The sequence below is a fragment of the Mesorhizobium sp. CA6 genome (assembly GCF_020165035.1).
Classification (GTDB): Bacteria; Pseudomonadota; Alphaproteobacteria; order Rhizobiales; family Rhizobiaceae; genus Mesorhizobium.
Genome location: NZ_JAIUHI010000007.1, coordinates 105,561 through 123,159 on the forward strand (window position 1 = coordinate 105,561; position 17,599 = coordinate 123,159).

The window sequence follows — 17,599 nt, forward strand, 5'->3', positions numbered from 1 at the left end:
CGGCGGCGCGTCCCCCGTATGGACCGACTATCATGCAAAACCCGGCGGGCCGTCAAAGACGACCCCGATGAATGCCGTGCAAAAACAGCGGGCCGTCGAAGACGGCCCGCCGGTATCCGAGCAAGGAGACGATTGCCTTACTTCGAAACGTCCTGGCCGAAATACTTGTCGGCGATCTTCTGGTAGGTGCCGTCGGCCTTGATGTCGGCCAGCGCCTTGTTGATGGCCGCGACCAGCTCCGGATCCCCCTTGCGCACGATCACGCCGGAATAATCGGCATTCTCTTCCTGCGCCGCGATCTTCACATTGGCGTCCGGCTTGTGCTTCTTGAAATCGAGGAAGGACAGGCTGTCATTGATCGTGGCGTCGGCGCGGCCGGTGAGCAGAAGCTGGATCGACTGGTCGAACCCGTCGGTGCCGACGAGCTCGGCGCCGTTCTTCTCGGCGAGCTTGCCGAAATTGGAGGTCAGCGACTGCGCCGACTTCTTGCCCTTGAGATCGGCGAAGGTCTTGATGTCGGTGTTGTCGCCGCGCACGATCAGCACCGCCTTCGAGGCGATGTAGGGATCGGAGAAATCATACTTGGCCTTGCGCGCATCGGTGATGCCGACCTCGTTGATGACGGCGTCGTAGCGGTTGGCGTCGAGGCCGGCGATCAGGCCGTCCCACTTGCCTTCAAGGAACTGAACCTTGACGCCGAGCTTGTCGCCGATGGCCTTGGCGATCTCGACGTCGAAGCCGACCAGCGCGTTGGACTCATCGTGATAGGTGAAGGGCGCATAGGTGCCCTCAGTGCCTACCTTGAGCACCCCGGCCTGCTTGATCTGGTCGAGATTGGCGCCGGCATAGCCGGCGGTGATCGCCAGAACCTGCAGCGTTCCGGCGAGAAGAAGCGGTTTGAGCCATTTCATTTTTCTGTGATCCCGTTTTGACCGGTGTCCCGGCGCGACTGTGCGAGCCGCAAACTGGCAGATAGAAGGCTGCAAAATAAGGAACCAGATTTCAAAAATCGGCTCTGCCAGAAATCTGATTCTCTAAACCGCCGAGAATTCACCAGAAGGCTTCCCGGCAGATAACAGAATGCTTCCGTCGGCACCATCTACCCACTCGGGCGGCGGAACCATCCATGCGCCTGACACGTTGCATGGCTGTTGTAGGGCGCGGCGGCATCTTTTCAACCGCTATACGCGCAATCGTCGCAAAAGGAGCCGGCATGATCGAAGACGCGGCAGGACGGACATTGGTCCGGGCGGCAATGAAGGCTCCATACCTCGAGCGCGACGAGGAGCATGTCCTTGCGCTTCGTTGGAAGGAAGAGAACGACCAGCATGCGCTGCACAGGATCACTGTCGCCCATATGCGCCTTGTGATCTCCATGGCCTCGAAATTTCGCCATTACGGCCTGCCGCTCGGCGATCTCATTCAGGAGGGGCATGTCGGCCTGCTCGAGGCGGCCGCCCGTTTCGAACCCGCGCGCGAAGTACGCTTCTCGACCTATGCCACCTGGTGGATCCGCGCCTCGATGCAGGATTACATCCTGCGCAACTGGTCGATCGTACGCGGCGGCACCAGTTCCGCGCAGAAGGCGCTGTTCTTCAATCTCAGGCGTCTGCGCGCGCGCCTCGCCAACGGCGCCGAGCCTCTCTCCAATGCCTCGCTCTACCGCGAGGTCTCGGCGGCGCTGGGCGTGCCGGAGGCCGACGTGGCGATGATGGATTCGCGCCTGTCTTCCCCCGACAGCTCGCTCAACGCGCCTTTGGCCGACGAGAACGGCGCTGCCGAGCGGATGGATTTCCTGGTTTCCGAAGATCCGCTTCCCGACGAGATCGTCGGCGAGAGGATCGACGTCCAGCGCCGCGCTATCTGGCTGCGGAGCGCGCTCGGCGCGCTCAATGCCCGGGAGCTCCGCATCATCGAGGAGCGCAGGCTGAGCGATGACGGCGCCACGCTGGAATCGCTTGGCGAACAGCTCGGCATCTCCAAGGAGCGCGTCCGCCAGATCGAGGCCCGCGCCATGGAAAAGCTGAAGCTGGCGCTGGTGAAGCAAAACCCTGAATTCCTGGCGGAAGCCGCCTGAAGTCAGTCCGGGACCAAACTCAAAGATAAGAAATAACACGCCGTCATCGGGGCCATTTTTCCTCGACGATAACTAGGATTGTGAGCTCTTTAACAGACTGTTGCGCCGCAATCGGCTTTTTGACTCCTCCAGATCACACCACATGGGGGATTTGCCATGCTGCGATGCTGCGCGCTGATTGCACTCTTGATCCTCGTGGGTCTCACGACGTTTCAAGCGCATGCCGAGCGAAGGGTTGCCCTTGTGGTCGGCAATTCGCAATACCGCGAAATCCCGGCGCTCAAGAATCCGGACAAGGACGCAGAAAACGTATCGAGGACATTCCGGCTGGCCGGCTTCGAGGTGTTCGCCGCCAAGGACCTGACCAAGCTTCAGTTCGAAGAGCGGTTCCGCAACTATCTGGCGGCGGCGGACGGCGCCGATCTGGCGGTCGTCTATTATTCGGGGCACGGCTTCCAGATCGGCGGAGAGAATTTCCTGATCCCGGTCGATGCGTCGCTGAAAGATGCGGCCGACATGGAGGTCCAGGCCATCAAGGTCGACGACATATTGCGGCAGCTGCGCTCGAGATCGAAAGTCCAGATGATCATCCTCGACGCTTGCCGCAACGATCCTTTCCCGCGCAAGGACTATTGGCTGCGCGACCAGTTGATCGTCGCCGGCGGCAGCGGCCTTGCGCAGGTAACGGGTTCGCAGAACACGCTGATTGCCTTTGCCACCGAGCCGGGGGCGGTCGCCTATGACGGGTCCGGCGACCTCAGCCCGTTTTCGTCGTCCTTCTCCCGCCGTGCGCTGGCGCCGGGCCAGGAGATACGCTCGGTGATGGCGGCCGTCCGCCGCGACGTGGTCAAGGCCACCAACGGCAAGCAGGTTCCGTGGGAGAACTCCTCGCTGATCGACGACGTCGTGCTGATGCGCGGGGCGGAGCAACCGGCGCCGCCGCCGGAAGCTGAGCAGGACCAGCAGACGGCGGAACGCGGAATCCAGGTGGCCGACGCCGCCGAAGCGATTGGACGTCGCGATATCCAGGTCCCGCTCGGCGTCGGTCCGGTTCCGCTGAAACTGGAGCTTCCGGCCAAGGATGCCTCTATCAGCCTCAAGCTTGCGAGCTACCCGGCGGCCGGCACGCTGTCCCTGCCCGACCGTGTCCTTTCGCCGCAATCGAGGTTGACGGCCGCCGAGGTCGACAAACTGCGCTACGAGCCGCAGATCGGTTCGGTCGCGCCCGTCGAAGTCGGCTTCGATATCCGCGCGGGCAGCGCCGCGAAGCGATCGACGATGCAACTCTCGCCGAGCGTCGACCCTTGCGACCAAGCCGCCGGCGAGCCGCTCGACCTGCAGGGCGTTGTCTCGGGCCGCTTGCCGAACGAGATCGGCGGCGGAGCTGTCGAAGCTTGCGAGGCGGCGGTGAAGTCCTATCCCGACATTGCGCGCTTCCGCTACGAGTTGGGGCGGGCACTGCTGGCGTCGGGCCGGATCGACGAAGCCAGGAATGTGATCCAGGAGGCGGCCGATAAGGGGCACGTCCGTGCCGTGTACGAGCTCGGCTACATCGCCGCATCCGGAATGAGCGCGGCTCCGGATTTGACCAAAGCCAACAGCCTCTATGCACAGGCGTCGGACAAGGGAGATCCCTACGGCATGACTGCCTTGGGGCGCGCTTTGTTCGACGGTGTCGGCGTCCAGCGCGACACCGGCAAGGGACTGGACCTGCTGCTCCAGGCAGCGGCGATGGGGCATGTCGATGCCACCAAGGACCTTGCGGTGATCTTCAAGGAAGGCCGCAACGGCGTGCCCGCCGACCCGGCCCGCGCCTTGGCTTTCCTCCGAGCCGGCATCGACCGGCAGGAGGCTTATTCGATGGCCATTCTCGGTCTCTCGCCCAAGCGAAGCGAAAAGACGGTCCCGGTGTGCAAGCCCAAGGTGGTGACCAAAGTGGTCACGAAGATAAAGGTGGTCCGTACCCCCGCGCCAAAAGCGCCGCCACCGGTCACCAAGATACCGGCCAAGCGCATACCGAACGGCACCGGATCGGCATCTTGGCGTGGCAATGGCGGCGATCACCCCGAGCCCCGCGGCGGCGGATCTGACAGCGGCAGCACCGACGGTGACAGCACCGGCAGCACCGACACTGGAAGCACCGGCAGCACTGACTCCGGCAGCACCGGCAGCACTGATTCCGGCGGCACCGGCAGCACTGATTCCGGCGGCACTGATACTGGCAGCACCGGCGGCTCTGACGGGATCAGATAGCGGCATCGATGGCGTGGACGCAGCCAGCCGAACGGCAGCGTCGAGAGAGCATGATCCCGATAAGTGGGAACCGGTTTCGGACGACATCATGCTCCAACAAGGATCGTGATGGCGATTCAACGAAACGCCGTCACCATCAAGCGGCCGCCGGAAAGCGGGGTGTCGGTCTTATTTGTCGGTGACGATCTTGACCTTGTCGCCGGACGACACAGTCGCGCCCGGCGACATGGCGTTGAGCACGCGGAACAGATCGAGCTTGCGGTCGACGCCGACCATCTGCGCGGCAAGCGAGCCCATGGTCTGGCCGGCCTGGACGGTGACGACCCTGATATGCAGCGGCTTCAGCGCCGCCTTCTCGGCCGGGCTCAGCACGCGGAAGGAGCCACTGACCGAGCGCGCCACAGGGTCCAGCGAAGTGCTGGCCGAGGGCGCGGCCGTCAGCAGCCTGTAGACCTGCCCGCCGGCCCGGATCACCGCGATGTCGAACTGCCAGCCTTGCGCGCTGGCATGCGCCGTCGCCGCATCGTTGCCGTTGATCGTGTCCTGGCGCACGCTGGCGTCTTCCAGCCCCGCTACCCAGCCGCTGCGGATGTAATCGGTGAGCGAGACGGACTTGTCGATCGCCACGCCGTCGAAGCGGATGGCGATGTCGCCCGGCCCGGTCGCCGTCACGGCGGCCGCCGAATTGTCGATGACGAAACCGTCCGGCACGGTAAACGAGACGCCGAGATTGGGATGCATGAAGGTCTGGCCGCGCACATAGCCTTCTTCCGGCGTGTCGCCGTAAAGCAGGCCGTCTATGCCGGCCAGAAATGCGTCGCGGTCGCGCGTGCCGACGCCCGGCGGGCCGAAATTGCGCGCCAGCCGCTGCGCCAGCTCGATACGCTGCGGCGTGTTCGGGTGCGTCGCCAGGAAGTCGAGGCTGGCGTCGGTGGCGCCGCTCACCGAGCGGAAATCCGTATAGGCCGACATCGACTGCAGGAAGCGGCCGGCGGCATAGGGATCATAGCCCGCCTCGCCGATCGACTTGATGCCGATGGCGTCGGCCTGCAGTTCCTGGTTGCGCGAAAATTGCGCGAGCCTGAGCTTGCCGCGGATCAGTGCTGCCTTGGCGGTCGGGCTGTCGCCGAGCACATCGGAAACCACCTTGGTCGCAAGGCCCTCCTCGGCTTCGAGCTGCTGCCGCTGCAGGCCGTGATTCGCGGTGACGTGCCCCATCTCATGCGCGATGACGGCGGCAAGCTCGGAGGAATCGTTGGCCAGCGCCAGCAGGCCGCGCGTCACATAGAGATAGCCGCCCGGCAGCGCGAAGGCGTTGACGTTGGGCGAGTTGAGGATGGTGATGCGATAGGTCTGGGTCGGGTTGGCCGACACCACCGTCAGATTGCCGACGACCTTGGCCACCATGCGTTCGAGCTTTGGGTCGGAATATTCGCCGCCATAGGTGGCGAGAATCCGCGGGTGCTGCGCCTTCGCCATCTCTGCGAGCTTGGCGTTGGCCACGACATTGTCGACGGTGATCGGCTTGTCGGAAGGTTGGAAGCCGCTCTCCTGCACGTCCGGCGGCGTGAACATCTGGCAGCTCGCCAGCAAGGCGACGCTCGCCAGCGCGAGAAATCGTGCCAGCGGCTTCATCCACACCTTCTCAGCGCCGCTCGACAGGTCGGCTTCCTTTCCAAATCTTTCGGCAAATCACGGCCCCTCCGGACCAGCATGGCCGGACCTAGCCATACTCCCCCGGACAAGGCAAGCAAACGCCGGATCGCCCGTTGCCGGTTTGGCCATAAATTATGTCCGCTTCCGGGCAACATGTTGTGATCCGGCAACGGTGCCGCCTCGATCGCCGATATAGCGCCGGAACGCATCCGGTCCAGACCGATCGAAGAAATCCTCGGCCGGCCCGGCTGCCGCGATCGTGCCTTCGTCGAGAAATGCCACGTCCTGCCCGACGCGGCGCGCATCTTCCGGCTGATGCGTCACGAACAACACCGTCATTTCGCGCTCGGCATGAATGCCAGCCACAAGGTCCAGCATATCGTCGCGCAGCGCCGGGCCGAGCGACGCGAAAGGTTCGTCGAGCAGCAAAACGGGCCGGTCGCGCAGCAGCACGCGCGCCAGCGCCACGCGCTGCCGCTCGCCGCCGGACAGCTCGCGCGGCAGCCGCTTTTCCTTGCCGGCAAGACCAACCCGCGCCAGCGCCTCGGCGACGTCGGCGCGATCGGCGTCGCCGAGTTTCAGCGACGGCGAGCGGCCGAGCCCGACATTGGCTTCGACGGAAAGATGCGCAAACAAATTGTTTTCCTGGAACACCATCGACACCGGCCGCGTCGAAGGCGGCGTGTTTCCGAGACCGACGCCGCCGATCAGGACCTTGCCCGCATCGGGCACTTCGAAGCCGGCTATCAGATTGAGCAGCGTCGACTTGCCGGAGCCGCTCGGCCCCATGATGGCGGTGATCCTGCCGGCTGCGAATTCGGCGTCGAAGCGAAAGGAAGATTCGCCATAGCTGAACGAGACGCCATCCAGCGCGACGGCGAGGCCCTTTTGCGCGGCGGTGCCGTCGATGGTCGTCGTCATGACTTTCCTTCCCGCCCCAGCCAGTCCGCGGCGACCACCAGCATCAGGCAGACGAGGCCGAGCAGCAAGGCAAGTCCCGCGGCGTCGGCTGTCCGGTAGCTGCTCATGCGCGCCAAAAGCAGATAGGGCAAGGTCTGCACGGAATCGCTGCCGAACAGCGCGATCACGCCGAGATCGCCGAGCGACAGCGCAATGGCGAAGGCGAAGCCGGTGGCCAAGGGCCGCCTCAGCGACGGCCAGTCGATCAGGCTGAGCCGGTTCCAGCCGGCTATGCCGAGCGCCAGGCAAAGCCGCTCATGGCGTTCGCTCGCCGCGTCATAGGCCGGGCGAACGGCGCGGATCGCGAAGGGCATCGCCATCACTGCGTTGACGGCGACGACCATGACCGGCGCGATGGCAAAGACATCGGTGACGTGGCGCAGCGCCAGGAACCAGCCGGCGCCAAGCACGATCGGCGGCACGACGAGCACGAAGCCGGCGCCGGTGTCGGCGGCATGTTCGAGCAGGCCCATGGCCCCGCCTGCCCGGCGCCGTAGGGCCAGCGCGCGCCGCGCCGCGATCAGCGCCAGCGACAGCGTCACGCTGAGAAGCGCTGCAAGCAGGGCAAGGCCCGCGCTGGTGAGGGTGGCGCGGCGCACCGCTTCCTCGCCTGCCAGCCGGCCGAGATCGGCCTCCAGGCCTGAAAGCAGCGTCGCCGCCATCGGTCCGGCGACGAACAGCAGGGCAAGCGCGATGAGGCCGGCATTCAGCACGGTTTCGAGCCGGCCCGCTGAAAGGTAGCGGCGCGGCGCCACCGGCAGATTGGCATCACCGACCGTGTTGGCGCCGAGCCGCGTGAGTGCTGCGACCACGACGAAGGTCAGCGCGATCTGAAGAAACGTCAGTGTTACGGCCCGCGCGGGATCGAAATCGAAGCGCAGCGCCTGGTAGATGGCCACTTCCAGTGTCGTCGCGGCCGGACCGCCGCCGAGCGTCAGCACGATGGTGAAGGAGGTGATGCAGAGCATGAAGACCAGCCCGGCAATCCCCGGCAGGGCCGCGCGCAGCACCGGCCATTCGATCAGCCGGAAGGCCGGCCAGGCACCCATGCCGAGCTGACTGGCCAGCCGCCACTGGTCGGCGGGAACGGTGCCCAGCGCCTCGAGGAACAGGCGCGTCGCCAAGGGCAGGTTGAAGAAGACATGAGCGACAAGGATGCCGGAGAGGCCGTAGATCCCCGGCCAATCCCCACCGCCAAGTCCGGCGAAGACGCCGGCAAAATATCCAGCCCGACCGTAGAGCGCCAGGATGCCGAGCGCGGCAACGATGGCCGGCAACGCCAGCGGCAGGGTGAACAATTGCAGGATCAGGCCGCGACCTGGAAAGGCCGGATGCCTCGACAGCGCGCGCGCCACGAGCAGCGCCGGCGCGACCGACAGCAGCGTCGACAGAGCCGCCTGCCACAGCGTGAAGCGGGCGACGCGCAGGAGATAATTGTCGAAGGCGGCGGCAGCGCCGGAGAGATCGTGCGCGCCTTCGACGGCGAGGCCGGCGAAGGCACCGCCGATGAGGAGGGCGATGGCCGCCAGCGCGACGACGCCGGCGGTGACGCGGGAGTCAGGGTGCACGGCGGCTTGCACGTTGCACCTTGGTGGAATTCAGCAAACGCCGTGTTCCTTCGCGCCCCCCTCTGTCCTGCCGGACATCTCCCCCACAAGGGGGGAGATCAGCAGCGCCCGCGCTTCGCTCATCACTGCAACGTCGCCAGTTGGCGAAACCGCCGATGACGGCCAATCTCCCCCCCTGTGGGGGAGATGTCCGGCAGGACAGAGGGGGGCGCCGTAGAGCGATCATCTTGCGCGAATAGCGATCCTATTTGCTCATCACCGCCAGCCACTCATCCACCCACGCCTTGCGGTTGGCGGCGACCTCCTGCGGGCTGAACAGCAAGGTCTTGGTCGGCTTCACCAGTTTGTCGAAGGCCGGGTTGAGCGGCTTGTCGGTCTTGCCGGCCGGGAACATCCAGTTGGTTTCCGGAATGACATCCTGGAATTTCGGTCCGGTCATGAAGGCGATGAACTTTTGCGCCAGCGGGTTCTTCGCGCCCGTCGTGGTGATGCCGGCAACCTCGATCTGCAGGTATTCGCCTTCCTCGAACGAGGCGGCCTGGTAGCGCTCGGTGTTCTCGGCCACCATATGGTAGGCCGGCGAGGTGGTGTAGGACAGCACCATCGGCGCCTCGCCCTTGGTGAACAGGCCATAGGCCTCGCTCCAGCCCGGCGTCACCGTCAGGACCTTGGTCTTGAGCTTTGCCCAGGCCTCCGGCGCCTTGTCGCCATAGACTGACTTCACCCATAAAAGCAGCCCGAGACCGGGCGTCGAGGTGCGCGGATCCTGAATGACGATCTTGTCCGTGCCGGCGCCTTCGACCAGCTCCTTCAGGCTCTTCGGCGGGACTTTAAGCTTCTGCGTGTCATAGACGACGGCGAAATAGCCGTAGTCGAAAGGCACGAAAGTGTCGTCGCTCCAGCCTCCAGGCACGTCGATGGCGGAGATCTCGCCATGCGGCGCGAACAGTCCGCTCGCCTTGGCGTCGGCGGTGAGATTGGTGTCGAGGCCGAGCACGATGTCGGCCTTGGTGCCGGCGCCTTCGAGCTTGACGCGGTTGAGGAGCGCCACGCCGTCGGCCACCGAGACGAATTCGAGATCGCAGCCGCATTCGGCCTCGAATTCCTTCTTCACCGCCGGGCCGGGGCCCCAATCGGCGGTAAAGCTTTCATAGGTATAGACGGTGAGCTTGTCCTTCGCAGCGGCAGGCGCGACGCCCGCCAGAAGCGAGACAAAGCCGGTTGCGAGAATGAGATGGGACAGTATTGCGCGCATATCGGCGCCTCCTTCGTTCGAGTGACAAGGAATTGAGGCGCCGGATGGTCCGAAACGTCTAATCCCTCCGCCGGTACAAACCGGATCAGGTTCAGCGGGTTGGCTTGATCGCCTCTCAGCCGGATCACGTCCGGCACCCCGTTAGAGCGTTTCGACAGATAGGCCCGGCCGAAGCAGCGCGCAAGCGGAAGTTTGCCGGGCAGCTAATGTTCGCCGGTACCCTCGCAGCCGAAGCGCACGGCATCCCGCTTCCGTTTCGCCCGACGGGCTGGTAAGGGCGACGGCCATGGGCACATTCACCATCCTGCTTGGCGGCGAGCTTATCCGCACGCCCCGGCTCGAACGCCAGATCGAAGGCTCGCGCGTCATCGCCGCCGATGCCGGCATCGGCCATGCCCGCATGCTTGGACTTGTCCCCGAACTTTGGGTCGGCGATTTCGACTCGGTGCCGGCGAACCTGCCGGATGATCTCGCCGCCGTGCCGCGAAAAGTCTTTCCGGCTGAGAAGGACATGACCGATGGCGAGCTCGCCATAGCGGAAGCGCTTCAGCGTGGCGCCACCAGCCTCGTGTTGGCCGGCGCCTTTGGCGGCAAGCGCGCCGACCATGCCTTCCTGCATCTGGCGCTGGCCGTGCGGCTGGCCGAGGCTGGCACGACCGTGCTGCTGACCAGTGGCGCGCAGGAAGGCGCTCCCATCCTGCGCGGCAAGGCCAGCTTCGACTATGACGACGGCACCTTGTTTTCGGTGCTCGGCTTTTCCGACCTGTCCGGCCTGACGGTCACCGGCGCCAAATGGCCGCTCGACCGCGTCGAGGTGGCGTTCGGTTCCTCGCTCACTATATCAAATGAGATCAAAGGGCAGCTTGGCATCGCGCTGGAGCGCGGCCGGGCCCTGCTTCTGGCCCACCCCTATCCTCTTCCAGAAAGTTGACATGGCGCCGCCACTCCTCAACCTCGACGGCATTAAACTGACTTTCGGCGGCACCCCGCTGCTCGACGGCGCGGCGCTCAGCGCATCCGCCGGCGAGAAGATCGCGCTGGTCGGACGCAACGGCTCGGGCAAGTCGACGCTGCTCAAGATCGCCGCTGGGATGATCGAGCCGCAGGATGGCGAGGTGTTCCGCCAGCCTTCGGCCACGGTCCGCTATCTGCCGCAGATGCCGGACATGGACGGCTTCGCCGACGTGCGCGCCTATGTCGAGGCGGGCCTTGGCCCAGCCGACGATCCGCATCGCGCCACCTATCTGATGGACCATCTTGGCCTGACCGGCGAGGAGCGGCCGAACGACCTGTCCGGCGGCGAGGCGCGCCGCGCCGCCCTTGCCCGCGTCATGGCGCCGGAACCCGACATCCTGCTCCTCGACGAGCCGACCAACCATCTCGATCTTTCGGTGATTGAATGGCTGGAAGAAGAGCTCGCCCGTACCTCCTCCGCGGTGATCCTGATCTCGCATGACCGCCGGTTTCTCGAGCGCGTCACGCGCGCCACTGTCTGGCTGGACCGCGGCCAGACGCGGCGGCTGGACAAGGGCTTTGCGCATTTCGAGGAATGGCGCGACCAGGTGCTGGAAGAGGAAGAGCGCGACCAGCACAAGCTCGGCCGCCAGATCGTGCGCGAGGAACATTGGCTGCGCTATGGCGTGACCGCCAGGCGCAAACGCAACATGCGCCGCCTCGGCGAGCTGCAAACCATGCGCCAGCGCTTCCGCAGCCATCGCGGCGCAGAGGGCACCGCGACGATGGTGGCCAGCGACGCCGCCGAATCCGGCAAGCTGGTGATCGAGGCCAGGAACATCGACAAGAGCTTTGGCGATCTCACCGTGGTCAAGGGGTTCTCGACCCGCATCCAGCGCGGCGACCGCGTCGGCCTGGTCGGCCCGAACGGCGCCGGCAAGACGACATTGTTGAAGATGCTGACCGGCGAGTTGGCGCCGGACGCCGGCACCGTGCGGCTTGGCGTCAATCTCGAGATTGCGATGCTCGATCAGAAGCGCGAGGCCGTCGATCCGCAGGAGACGCTGGCGCATTACCTCACCGACGGACGCGGCGAGAACCTTGTCGTCAACGGCGAGCAGCGTCATGTCGTCTCCTACATGAAGGATTTCCTGTTCAAGCCGGAGCAGGCCCGCACGCCGGTGCGCGAGCTTTCCGGCGGCGAGCGCGCGCGGCTGCTTTTGGCCCGCGTGCTGGCCCGGCCAGCGAACCTTCTGGTGCTCGACGAACCGACCAACGATCTCGACATGGAGACGCTGGAGCTGCTGCAGGAGCTTGTCGCGGGCTTTGCCGGAACCGTGATACTGGTCAGCCACGACCGCGACTTCCTTGATCGCACCGTCACCAGCGTGATCGCGCCGGACGGCGGCGGCCGCTGGACCGAATATGCCGGCGGCTATTCCGACATGCTGGCGCAGCGCGGCGGCTCCAGGCTGGAAGACCGCAAGGCAAGGTCCAAGATCGAGGCGAGCGAGGCTGGACCGAAAGCCGAACCGGCGGCGCCCAAAGGCGCCGCGAAAAAGCTCTCGTTCAAGCAGAAATTCGCACTGGAGTCGCTGCCTAAGAAGATCGAAGCGGTGACGGCCTCGATCTCGCGACTGGAGAACAACATCGCCGACCCCTCCTTCTACGAGCGCGACCCCGCCTCGTTCCAGAAGACTATCGCCACGCTCGACAAGGAGCGCACGACGCTGGCGGCACTGGAGGAAGAGTGGCTGGAACTGGAGATGCTGCGCGAAGAGATGGAAGGGTAGGCTTGCCTGCACGTTCTATGCGCTTATATTATGCGCATGGAATAGAGAGGCTGCCGTGCTCCAATCAACTGCGAAACCGCAACGCAAATCGGTAAACACCTCGATCGATTCGAGATTGATCGAGGAGGCCAAGGCATTGGGTATCAATATGTCCCGCGCCGCCGAGCAAGGAATCGCCAAGGCAATTTCTGCCGAGAAGATCCGTCGCTGGCAGGAGGAGAACAAGGAAGCGCTCGAAAGCTCTAACGAATACGTCAAGCGTAACGGTCTGCCTTTGGCCAAGTACCGGCTGTTTTGATGGCTCGCTACGATTTCTACCGAAGCACGGGAAGCGACGGTTATCTCCTCGATGTTCAGTCCGACATACTAGAACAGCTCGATACCAACGTCGTCGTTCCCCTTCTGCCCCCCAACATCGCACCGCTGCCGGCACGCAGGCTGAACCCGATCTTCAGGATCGATGGCAAGGAACACGTTATGGTCACTCAGTTCATTTCGGCTGTGACGGCTTCCGAATTGCGGGCGGCAGAAGGAAACCTTGGCAGGCATCATGACGAGATCGTCGCCGCTCTCGACATGCTGTTTCAGGGCTTCTGAGGCGGCTTAAAACCGCCGCTGCCATCACCCCGATGTCTTCGCCGCCCAGGCCTTCAGCGCCTCGTCAAAAACCTTCTCGCCGGGGATGCCCTTTTCCATGGTGAGCAGGGCGCGGCGTCCGGTCTTGTAGACTACTGGCACGTCGATCCAGGCCTGGCCTCTCAGCAGCGTCAGGTTGGCGTCCTCGTCGGCCTTGGTGTCGTTGAGCGCGACGAGGAAGAAGCCGTCGGCGATCTTGGCCGGGATGCCGATCAGCGGGCTGCCGGCATCCTGTTCGGAGCTCTTCATGGCGATGCGCAGGATGTTGTCGACGCCGCCGCCGTCGAACCCTTCCGGCGTCAGGAAGATCATCTCGATGATGTGGCTGGCGGGCAGTGTCTGGTCGGTGTTGCGCCGGATCGTCATGCGCAGCTGGATATTCTTGCCCGGGATCGTCGCCTCGGCGCGGATCGCCGGTTCCGGCGGCAGGTCGCCGCCGGGCGATTCCTGCACAAGCGACCACACGATGCTGCCTGGCTCGGCCGTGCCCTGCTGCGTGCTGGTGCGCTCCTCATAGAAGATCGCCTTCTGCCCGACCGGCACGGTTGCCTCGGCGGTCGCCGGCGCCGGCGCAGCCGGTGTCGAGCCCGCGGGCGGCGGCGTTGTCGCTGCCGCAGGTGGCGTGGCGCCGGCCGCGGGCGGCGTTGCCGCGTTAGCCGGCGGCGGCGTGGTTCCGGCTGCGGGCGGCGTTGGATTGGCCGCTTCGGTCGCCGGCGCTCCGGCCGCAGGCGTCTCAGGCGTCGGCGTGGCCGGAGCAGGCGTGACCGGAGCGGGCGTAGCCGGAGCAGGCAGGGTCGTCGCCGGCGTAGCCGGCGGCCGCGAGGTCAGCGCCGCGACGGATTCGCCTTCGCCGATCGTGGGCTGTCCGCCGGCCGGGCCGGGATCCGTCTCCTTGCCCTCGGGCGTCAGGCGTTGCGTGAACTTGTTGGTGTCGGCCGCCTCGCCGGTGCCGGACGCAGCCGGCGCGGCCGCCGTCTCCGTCGCCGGCTTGGCCGGAGCCGGCTTGACCAGCGGCTCTGTCGAGGCCGTCTTGCTGCCACCGCCGCCAAGGCCGAAGAGCGACCCGAACGCATTCTTGTTCAGCCATATGCCGTAGCCGCCGCCGGCCAGCACCAGGAGCGCGACGACGGCGGCGATCAAGCCGCCATAGCTGCGCTTGCGCTTTTGCGGCTGTGGCCGCAGGCGCTGGAAGGTATCGGCCGCCGGCTGCTCGTCATTGGCGAAGACATCGCTGCCGTCATCGGCATCGTCCATGCCCGCCAGGCCTACATCGTCTTCGCGCGGCGACGGCATCGGCGGCGGCGCCTTCTGCCAGGCTGGTTCCGCCTTTGGCACGGTCTGCCAGTTCGGCTCCGTCCTTGCCGTGTTCTGCCAGGCTGGCTCGTCCTTCGCAGGGGTTTGCCGCGCGGGTTCCGCCTTCGGCCCGCCTTGCCAACTTGGTTCGGTCCTGGCGGGCGCGGGCGACGGCCTGAACGGCTCAGACTTGAACGGATCCGGCTTGGCGGGCTCCGGCGCCGCCGGCTGGCGGGAATGGCTCGGCTGGTTCTTGTTGCGGTCGATGGAGGAGAAAATATGCTCCAGCTCCGCCAGCGGATCCTCGGCCGGAACGCGTTTGACATACTCGCGCTCGACACTGGAAATGGCGTCTTCCAGCGAGCGCTTCTGCTTGCTGACGACATCGGGCGCAAGCGGCGGGGAATACTCGGCCAGTTTCTTTGCCAGCACGGCGCGGGCGCCGTCGTATATCTGCTTGCGCACCTCGAACGAAGGGTCGGCCTTCTTGTCGAGCTGCTTTTTCAGAACACTAACGAAATCTGCCATGCGTCAGGTGACCTGCATTCTTTTCCCGCCGGCCGCAAATCAGCCATAGCGCCGGGAAGGGCTGTGAAACTAGTCTTGAAATGGGTCGGTCACAAGTATTGTGTCGTCCCGCTCGGGGCTGGTGGAGAGCAACGCCACGGGGGCACCGATCAGCTCCTCGATATGGCGGACATATTTGACGGCTTGCGCCGGCAAATCGTTCCAGCTTCTGGCGCCGGCCGTGGTTCCCTTCCAGCCTTCGAGCGTCTCGTAGACGGGCTCGACCCGCGCTTGCGCGCCCTGGCTGGCCGGCAGGTAATCGATCGTCTCGCCGTCGAGGCGATAGCCCGTGCAGACCTTGATCTCGTCGAGCCCGTCGAGCACGTCGAGCTTGGTGAGAGCGATGCCCTTGATGCCGTTGACGGCGACGGCCTGGCGCACCAGCACGGCGTCGAACCAGCCGCAGCGGCGCTTGCGGCCGGTGACGACACCGAACTCGTGGCCGCGCGTGCCGAGGAACTCGCCGATCTCGTTCATCTGCTCGGTCGGGAACGGCCCTTCGCCGACGCGCGTCGTGTAGGCCTTGGTGATGCCGAGCACATAGCCGATGACGCCGGGGCCTACGCCCGAACCGGCTGCGGCCTGCCCGGCCACGGTGTTGGACGAGGTGACGAAGGGATAGGTGCCGTGGTCGATGTCGAGCAGCGTGCCCTGCGCGCCCTCGAACAGGATGCGTTCGCCGGCGCGACGCCTGTCGTCGAGCACCTTCCAGACGCGGTCCATATAAGGCAGGATCTCGGCGGCCACCGAGGTCAGTTCCTGCATGATCGCCTCATGCGTCGCTTCCGCATGACCGAGCCCGCGGCGCAGCGCATTGTGATGCGTCAGCAGCCTGTCGACCTTCAAGGGCAGCGTTTCCAGATCCGCCAAATCCATCACCCGCACCGCGCGCCGGCCCACCTTGTCCTCATAGGCGGGGCCGATGCCGCGTCGTGTCGTGCCAATCTTGGTTCCTGAATTCGAGGCTGCGTCTTCGCGCAATCCGTCCAGCTCCCGGTGCAGGGACAGGATAAGCGCGGTGTTTTCGGCTATTTTCAGGCGTTCCGGCGTGACCTCCACGCCCTGCTCCTTGAGCTTCTTGGCTTCGGCGACGAAGGCATGCGGATCGAACACCACGCCGTTGCCGATGATCGAAAGCTTGCCCTGTCTGACCACGCCGGAGGGCAGCAGCGACAGCTTGTAGACCTTGCCGTCGACGACCAGCGTGTGGCCGGCATTGTGGCCGCCCTGGAAGCGCACGACCACATCGGCCCGTTCCGACAGCCAGTCGACGATCTTGCCCTTGCCTTCGTCACCCCATTGCGAGCCGACGACCACCACATTGGCCATGTTCTTTTCCCTTGAAATGCCGCGCGGGCGGCCTGAAACGACAGGCCTCTATAGCGTCAAGCGGAGGCTGGCGCGACCCTTTCTTTGCCGCCGAAACCACCGTTGGAGCATGACCCCGAACCGAAGGCCGGCGAACCCAAAAAGCGGGAACCGGCTTCCGCAAGTGACCATGCCCCTCAAGGACTTGGATCAAAATGACGCCAACGCCGAGACCTCAACCTGGTCCAGGCACAACAAATTCCGGCTTTCGCATCATTTACTTGCCGCCGCCGCCACTCTAGGCCGGGCCGAACCCTCGAGCACCCGCAGGGCCGGAACCTCCATGCACCGAGCCGCCTATCTGTTCCTTCTGTCGACCATGCTCTTGTGGGGCGGCAATTCGGTGGCGGGCAAGCTTGCCGTCGGCCATGTCTCGCCGATGACGCTGGTGTTCCTGCGCTGGGTGATGGCGGTGCTGATCCTGCTGCCCATTGGCTGGCGGACGCTGCGTGAGGATTGGCCCGAAGTGCGCAGGCACTGGAGGCTGCTTGCCGGGCTCGGCGCTTGCGGCTTCACCATCTTCAACGTCATCTTCTACACCGCGCTCAACTACACGACCGCCATCAATGTCTCGATCGAGCAGGCAGCCATCCCGATCGTCATCATTCTTGCCAATTTCGTGCTGTTCAGGCTGCGCGTGCAGCCTCTGCAGATCGTCGGCGTCGTGCTCACCATCGCCGGCGTCGCGCTGACGGCAAGTCATGGCGACCTCGGCCAGCTGCTGAAGCTCGAGCTCAATTTTGGCGACGCCATCATGCTTGTGGCGGTGCTTTGCTACAGCCTCTATTCGGTGGGACTGCGCCTCAGGCCGGCAATCCGCTGGCAAAGTTTCATGCTGGCGCTGTCGATTGCCGCGCTGCTGGTTTCCCTGCCCTTCTTCGTCTGGGAGGTCGCGTCTGGCCGCGTCATCGTGCCGGACGCCCGTGGCTGGGCGCTCACGCTCTACACGGCGCTTGGCGCTTCGGTCGTCTCGCAGGTCCTCTACATCAAGGGCAACGAATTGATCGGCGCCAACCGCGCCGGCCTGTTCATCAATCTGGTGCCGATCTTCGGCACGTTGCTTTCGGTGCTGATCGTCGGCGAGCAGTTTCAGGCGTATCAGGCCTTCGCGCTGGCGCTTGTCCTCGGCGGCATTGCGCTTGCCGAGTACAGCGGCAGCCGAGCAGCGCTGCAGACGGGGTGAATATCTCAACTTCCCGGCAAGCGGCCATCGGGTGAC

14 protein-coding genes and 1 riboswitch are annotated in these 17,599 nt (G+C 65.0%); of the genes, 7 read left to right on the top strand and 7 right to left on the bottom strand.

Annotated features, from left to right (window positions below; genetic code table 11):
• Positions 1–137: 137 nt before the first annotated feature.
• Positions 138–911 carry an amino acid ABC transporter substrate-binding protein gene (locus tag LB526_RS12580; RefSeq protein WP_095767302.1) on the bottom strand — a complete coding sequence of 258 codons (774 nt, stop codon included), beginning with the start codon at positions 909–911 and terminating at the stop codon, positions 138–140.
• Positions 912–1,213: 302 nt separating this feature from the next.
• Between LB526_RS12580 and LB526_RS12585 the strand changes: the two genes are divergently transcribed.
• Positions 1,214–2,077 carry an RNA polymerase factor sigma-32 gene (locus LB526_RS12585; RefSeq protein ID WP_095767541.1) on the top strand — a complete coding sequence of 288 codons (864 nt, stop codon included), beginning with the start codon at positions 1,214–1,216 and terminating at the stop codon, positions 2,075–2,077.
• Positions 2,078–2,233: 156 nt separating this feature from the next.
• Entirely contained in the window at positions 2,234–4,330 is a 2,097-nt protein-coding gene (locus tag LB526_RS12590; RefSeq protein WP_224527962.1) for a caspase family protein, read from the top strand.
• A gap of 168 nt (positions 4,331–4,498) precedes the next feature.
• Here the strand turns inward: LB526_RS12590 and LB526_RS12595 are convergent, their stop codons facing one another.
• The 4 genes from LB526_RS12595 to thiB form a co-directional block, all read right to left on the bottom strand.
• Positions 4,499–5,965 carry a M48 family metalloprotease gene (locus tag LB526_RS12595; protein WP_224627851.1) on the bottom strand — a complete coding sequence of 489 codons (1,467 nt, stop codon included), beginning with the start codon at positions 5,963–5,965 and terminating at the stop codon, positions 4,499–4,501.
• A gap of 153 nt (positions 5,966–6,118) precedes the next feature.
• Entirely contained in the window at positions 6,119–6,907 is a 789-nt protein-coding gene (thiQ, locus tag LB526_RS12600) for a thiamine ABC transporter ATP-binding protein (RefSeq protein ID WP_224627852.1), read from the bottom strand.
• Complete coding sequence (gene thiP, locus LB526_RS12605) at positions 6,904–8,514, bottom strand: thiamine/thiamine pyrophosphate ABC transporter permease (RefSeq protein ID WP_224627853.1); 1,611 nt, start codon at positions 8,512–8,514, stop codon at positions 6,904–6,906. The genes thiQ and thiP overlap by 4 nt, the downstream gene beginning before the upstream one ends.
• Before the next feature lie 244 nt (positions 8,515–8,758).
• Entirely contained in the window at positions 8,759–9,769 is a 1,011-nt protein-coding gene (thiB, locus tag LB526_RS12610) for a thiamine ABC transporter substrate binding subunit (protein WP_224627854.1), read from the bottom strand.
• Between the two features lie 45 nt (positions 9,770–9,814).
• A riboswitch (TPP riboswitch) is annotated at positions 9,815–9,920 on the bottom strand.
• Positions 9,921–10,055: 135 nt separating this feature from the next.
• On the opposite strand from thiB, the gene LB526_RS12615 reads away from it, so the two are divergent.
• From LB526_RS12615 to LB526_RS12630, 4 genes are read left to right on the top strand one after another with little or no spacing between them, the layout of a single operon-like run.
• Entirely contained in the window at positions 10,056–10,700 is a 645-nt protein-coding gene (locus tag LB526_RS12615; RefSeq protein WP_224627856.1) for a thiamine diphosphokinase, read from the top strand.
• A gap of 1 nt (position 10,701) precedes the next feature.
• Positions 10,702–12,516: an ABC-F family ATP-binding cassette domain-containing protein gene (locus LB526_RS12620; RefSeq protein ID WP_224627858.1), complete on the top strand. Its 1,815-nt coding sequence runs from the start codon at positions 10,702–10,704 to the stop codon at positions 12,514–12,516.
• A 55-nt stretch (positions 12,517–12,571) separates the two neighbouring features.
• Positions 12,572–12,814 carry a type II toxin-antitoxin system CcdA family antitoxin gene (locus LB526_RS12625; RefSeq protein WP_095767295.1) on the top strand — a complete coding sequence of 81 codons (243 nt, stop codon included), beginning with the start codon at positions 12,572–12,574 and terminating at the stop codon, positions 12,812–12,814.
• Positions 12,814–13,113, top strand: a complete 300-nt coding sequence (locus LB526_RS12630) for a CcdB family protein (RefSeq protein WP_095767294.1) — start codon at positions 12,814–12,816, stop codon at positions 13,111–13,113. Before LB526_RS12625 ends, LB526_RS12630 begins: the two co-directional genes overlap by 1 nt.
• A gap of 24 nt (positions 13,114–13,137) precedes the next feature.
• On the opposite strand, the gene LB526_RS12635 is transcribed toward LB526_RS12630, so the two are convergent.
• The gene (locus LB526_RS12635; RefSeq protein WP_224627860.1) at positions 13,138–14,973 is read right to left on the bottom strand and encodes a hypothetical protein; all 1,836 of its coding nucleotides are present in this window, start codon (positions 14,971–14,973) and stop codon (positions 13,138–13,140) included.
• Between the two features lie 69 nt (positions 14,974–15,042).
• Positions 15,043–16,341: an adenylosuccinate synthase gene (locus LB526_RS12640; RefSeq protein ID WP_224627862.1), complete on the bottom strand. Its 1,299-nt coding sequence runs from the start codon at positions 16,339–16,341 to the stop codon at positions 15,043–15,045.
• Between the two features lie 322 nt (positions 16,342–16,663).
• Here LB526_RS12640 and LB526_RS12645 point away from each other — a divergent pair, with 322 nt between their 5' ends.
• Positions 16,664–17,563 (top strand): DMT family transporter, encoded by a 900-nt coding sequence (locus LB526_RS12645; RefSeq protein WP_224549297.1) that lies wholly within the window; start codon positions 16,664–16,666, stop codon positions 17,561–17,563.
• Positions 17,564–17,599 lie beyond the last annotated feature (36 nt).

Coding starts and splice junctions, on each gene's coding strand:
- LB526_RS12580 (WP_095767302.1), bottom strand. CDS start 911: ATGAAATGGCTCAAACCGCTTCTTCTCGCCGGAACGCTGCAGGTTCTG.
- LB526_RS12620 (WP_224627858.1), top strand. CDS start 10,702: ATGGCGCCGCCACTCCTCAACCTCGACGGCATTAAACTGACTTTCGGC.
- LB526_RS12585 (WP_095767541.1), top strand. CDS start 1,214: ATGATCGAAGACGCGGCAGGACGGACATTGGTCCGGGCGGCAATGAAG.
- LB526_RS12590 (WP_224527962.1), top strand. CDS start 2,234: ATGCTGCGATGCTGCGCGCTGATTGCACTCTTGATCCTCGTGGGTCTC.
- LB526_RS12645 (WP_224549297.1), top strand. CDS start 16,664: ATGCACCGAGCCGCCTATCTGTTCCTTCTGTCGACCATGCTCTTGTGG.
- thiB (WP_224627854.1), bottom strand. CDS start 9,769: ATGCGCGCAATACTGTCCCATCTCATTCTCGCAACCGGCTTTGTCTCG.
- LB526_RS12595 (WP_224627851.1), bottom strand. CDS start 5,965: ATGAAGCCGCTGGCACGATTTCTCGCGCTGGCGAGCGTCGCCTTGCTG.
- LB526_RS12640 (WP_224627862.1), bottom strand. CDS start 16,341: ATGGCCAATGTGGTGGTCGTCGGCTCGCAATGGGGTGACGAAGGCAAG.
- LB526_RS12615 (WP_224627856.1), top strand. CDS start 10,056: ATGGGCACATTCACCATCCTGCTTGGCGGCGAGCTTATCCGCACGCCC.
- thiQ (WP_224627852.1), bottom strand. CDS start 6,907: ATGACGACGACCATCGACGGCACCGCCGCGCAAAAGGGCCTCGCCGTC.
- LB526_RS12630 (WP_095767294.1), top strand. CDS start 12,814: ATGGCTCGCTACGATTTCTACCGAAGCACGGGAAGCGACGGTTATCTC.
- LB526_RS12635 (WP_224627860.1), bottom strand. CDS start 14,973: ATGGCAGATTTCGTTAGTGTTCTGAAAAAGCAGCTCGACAAGAAGGCC.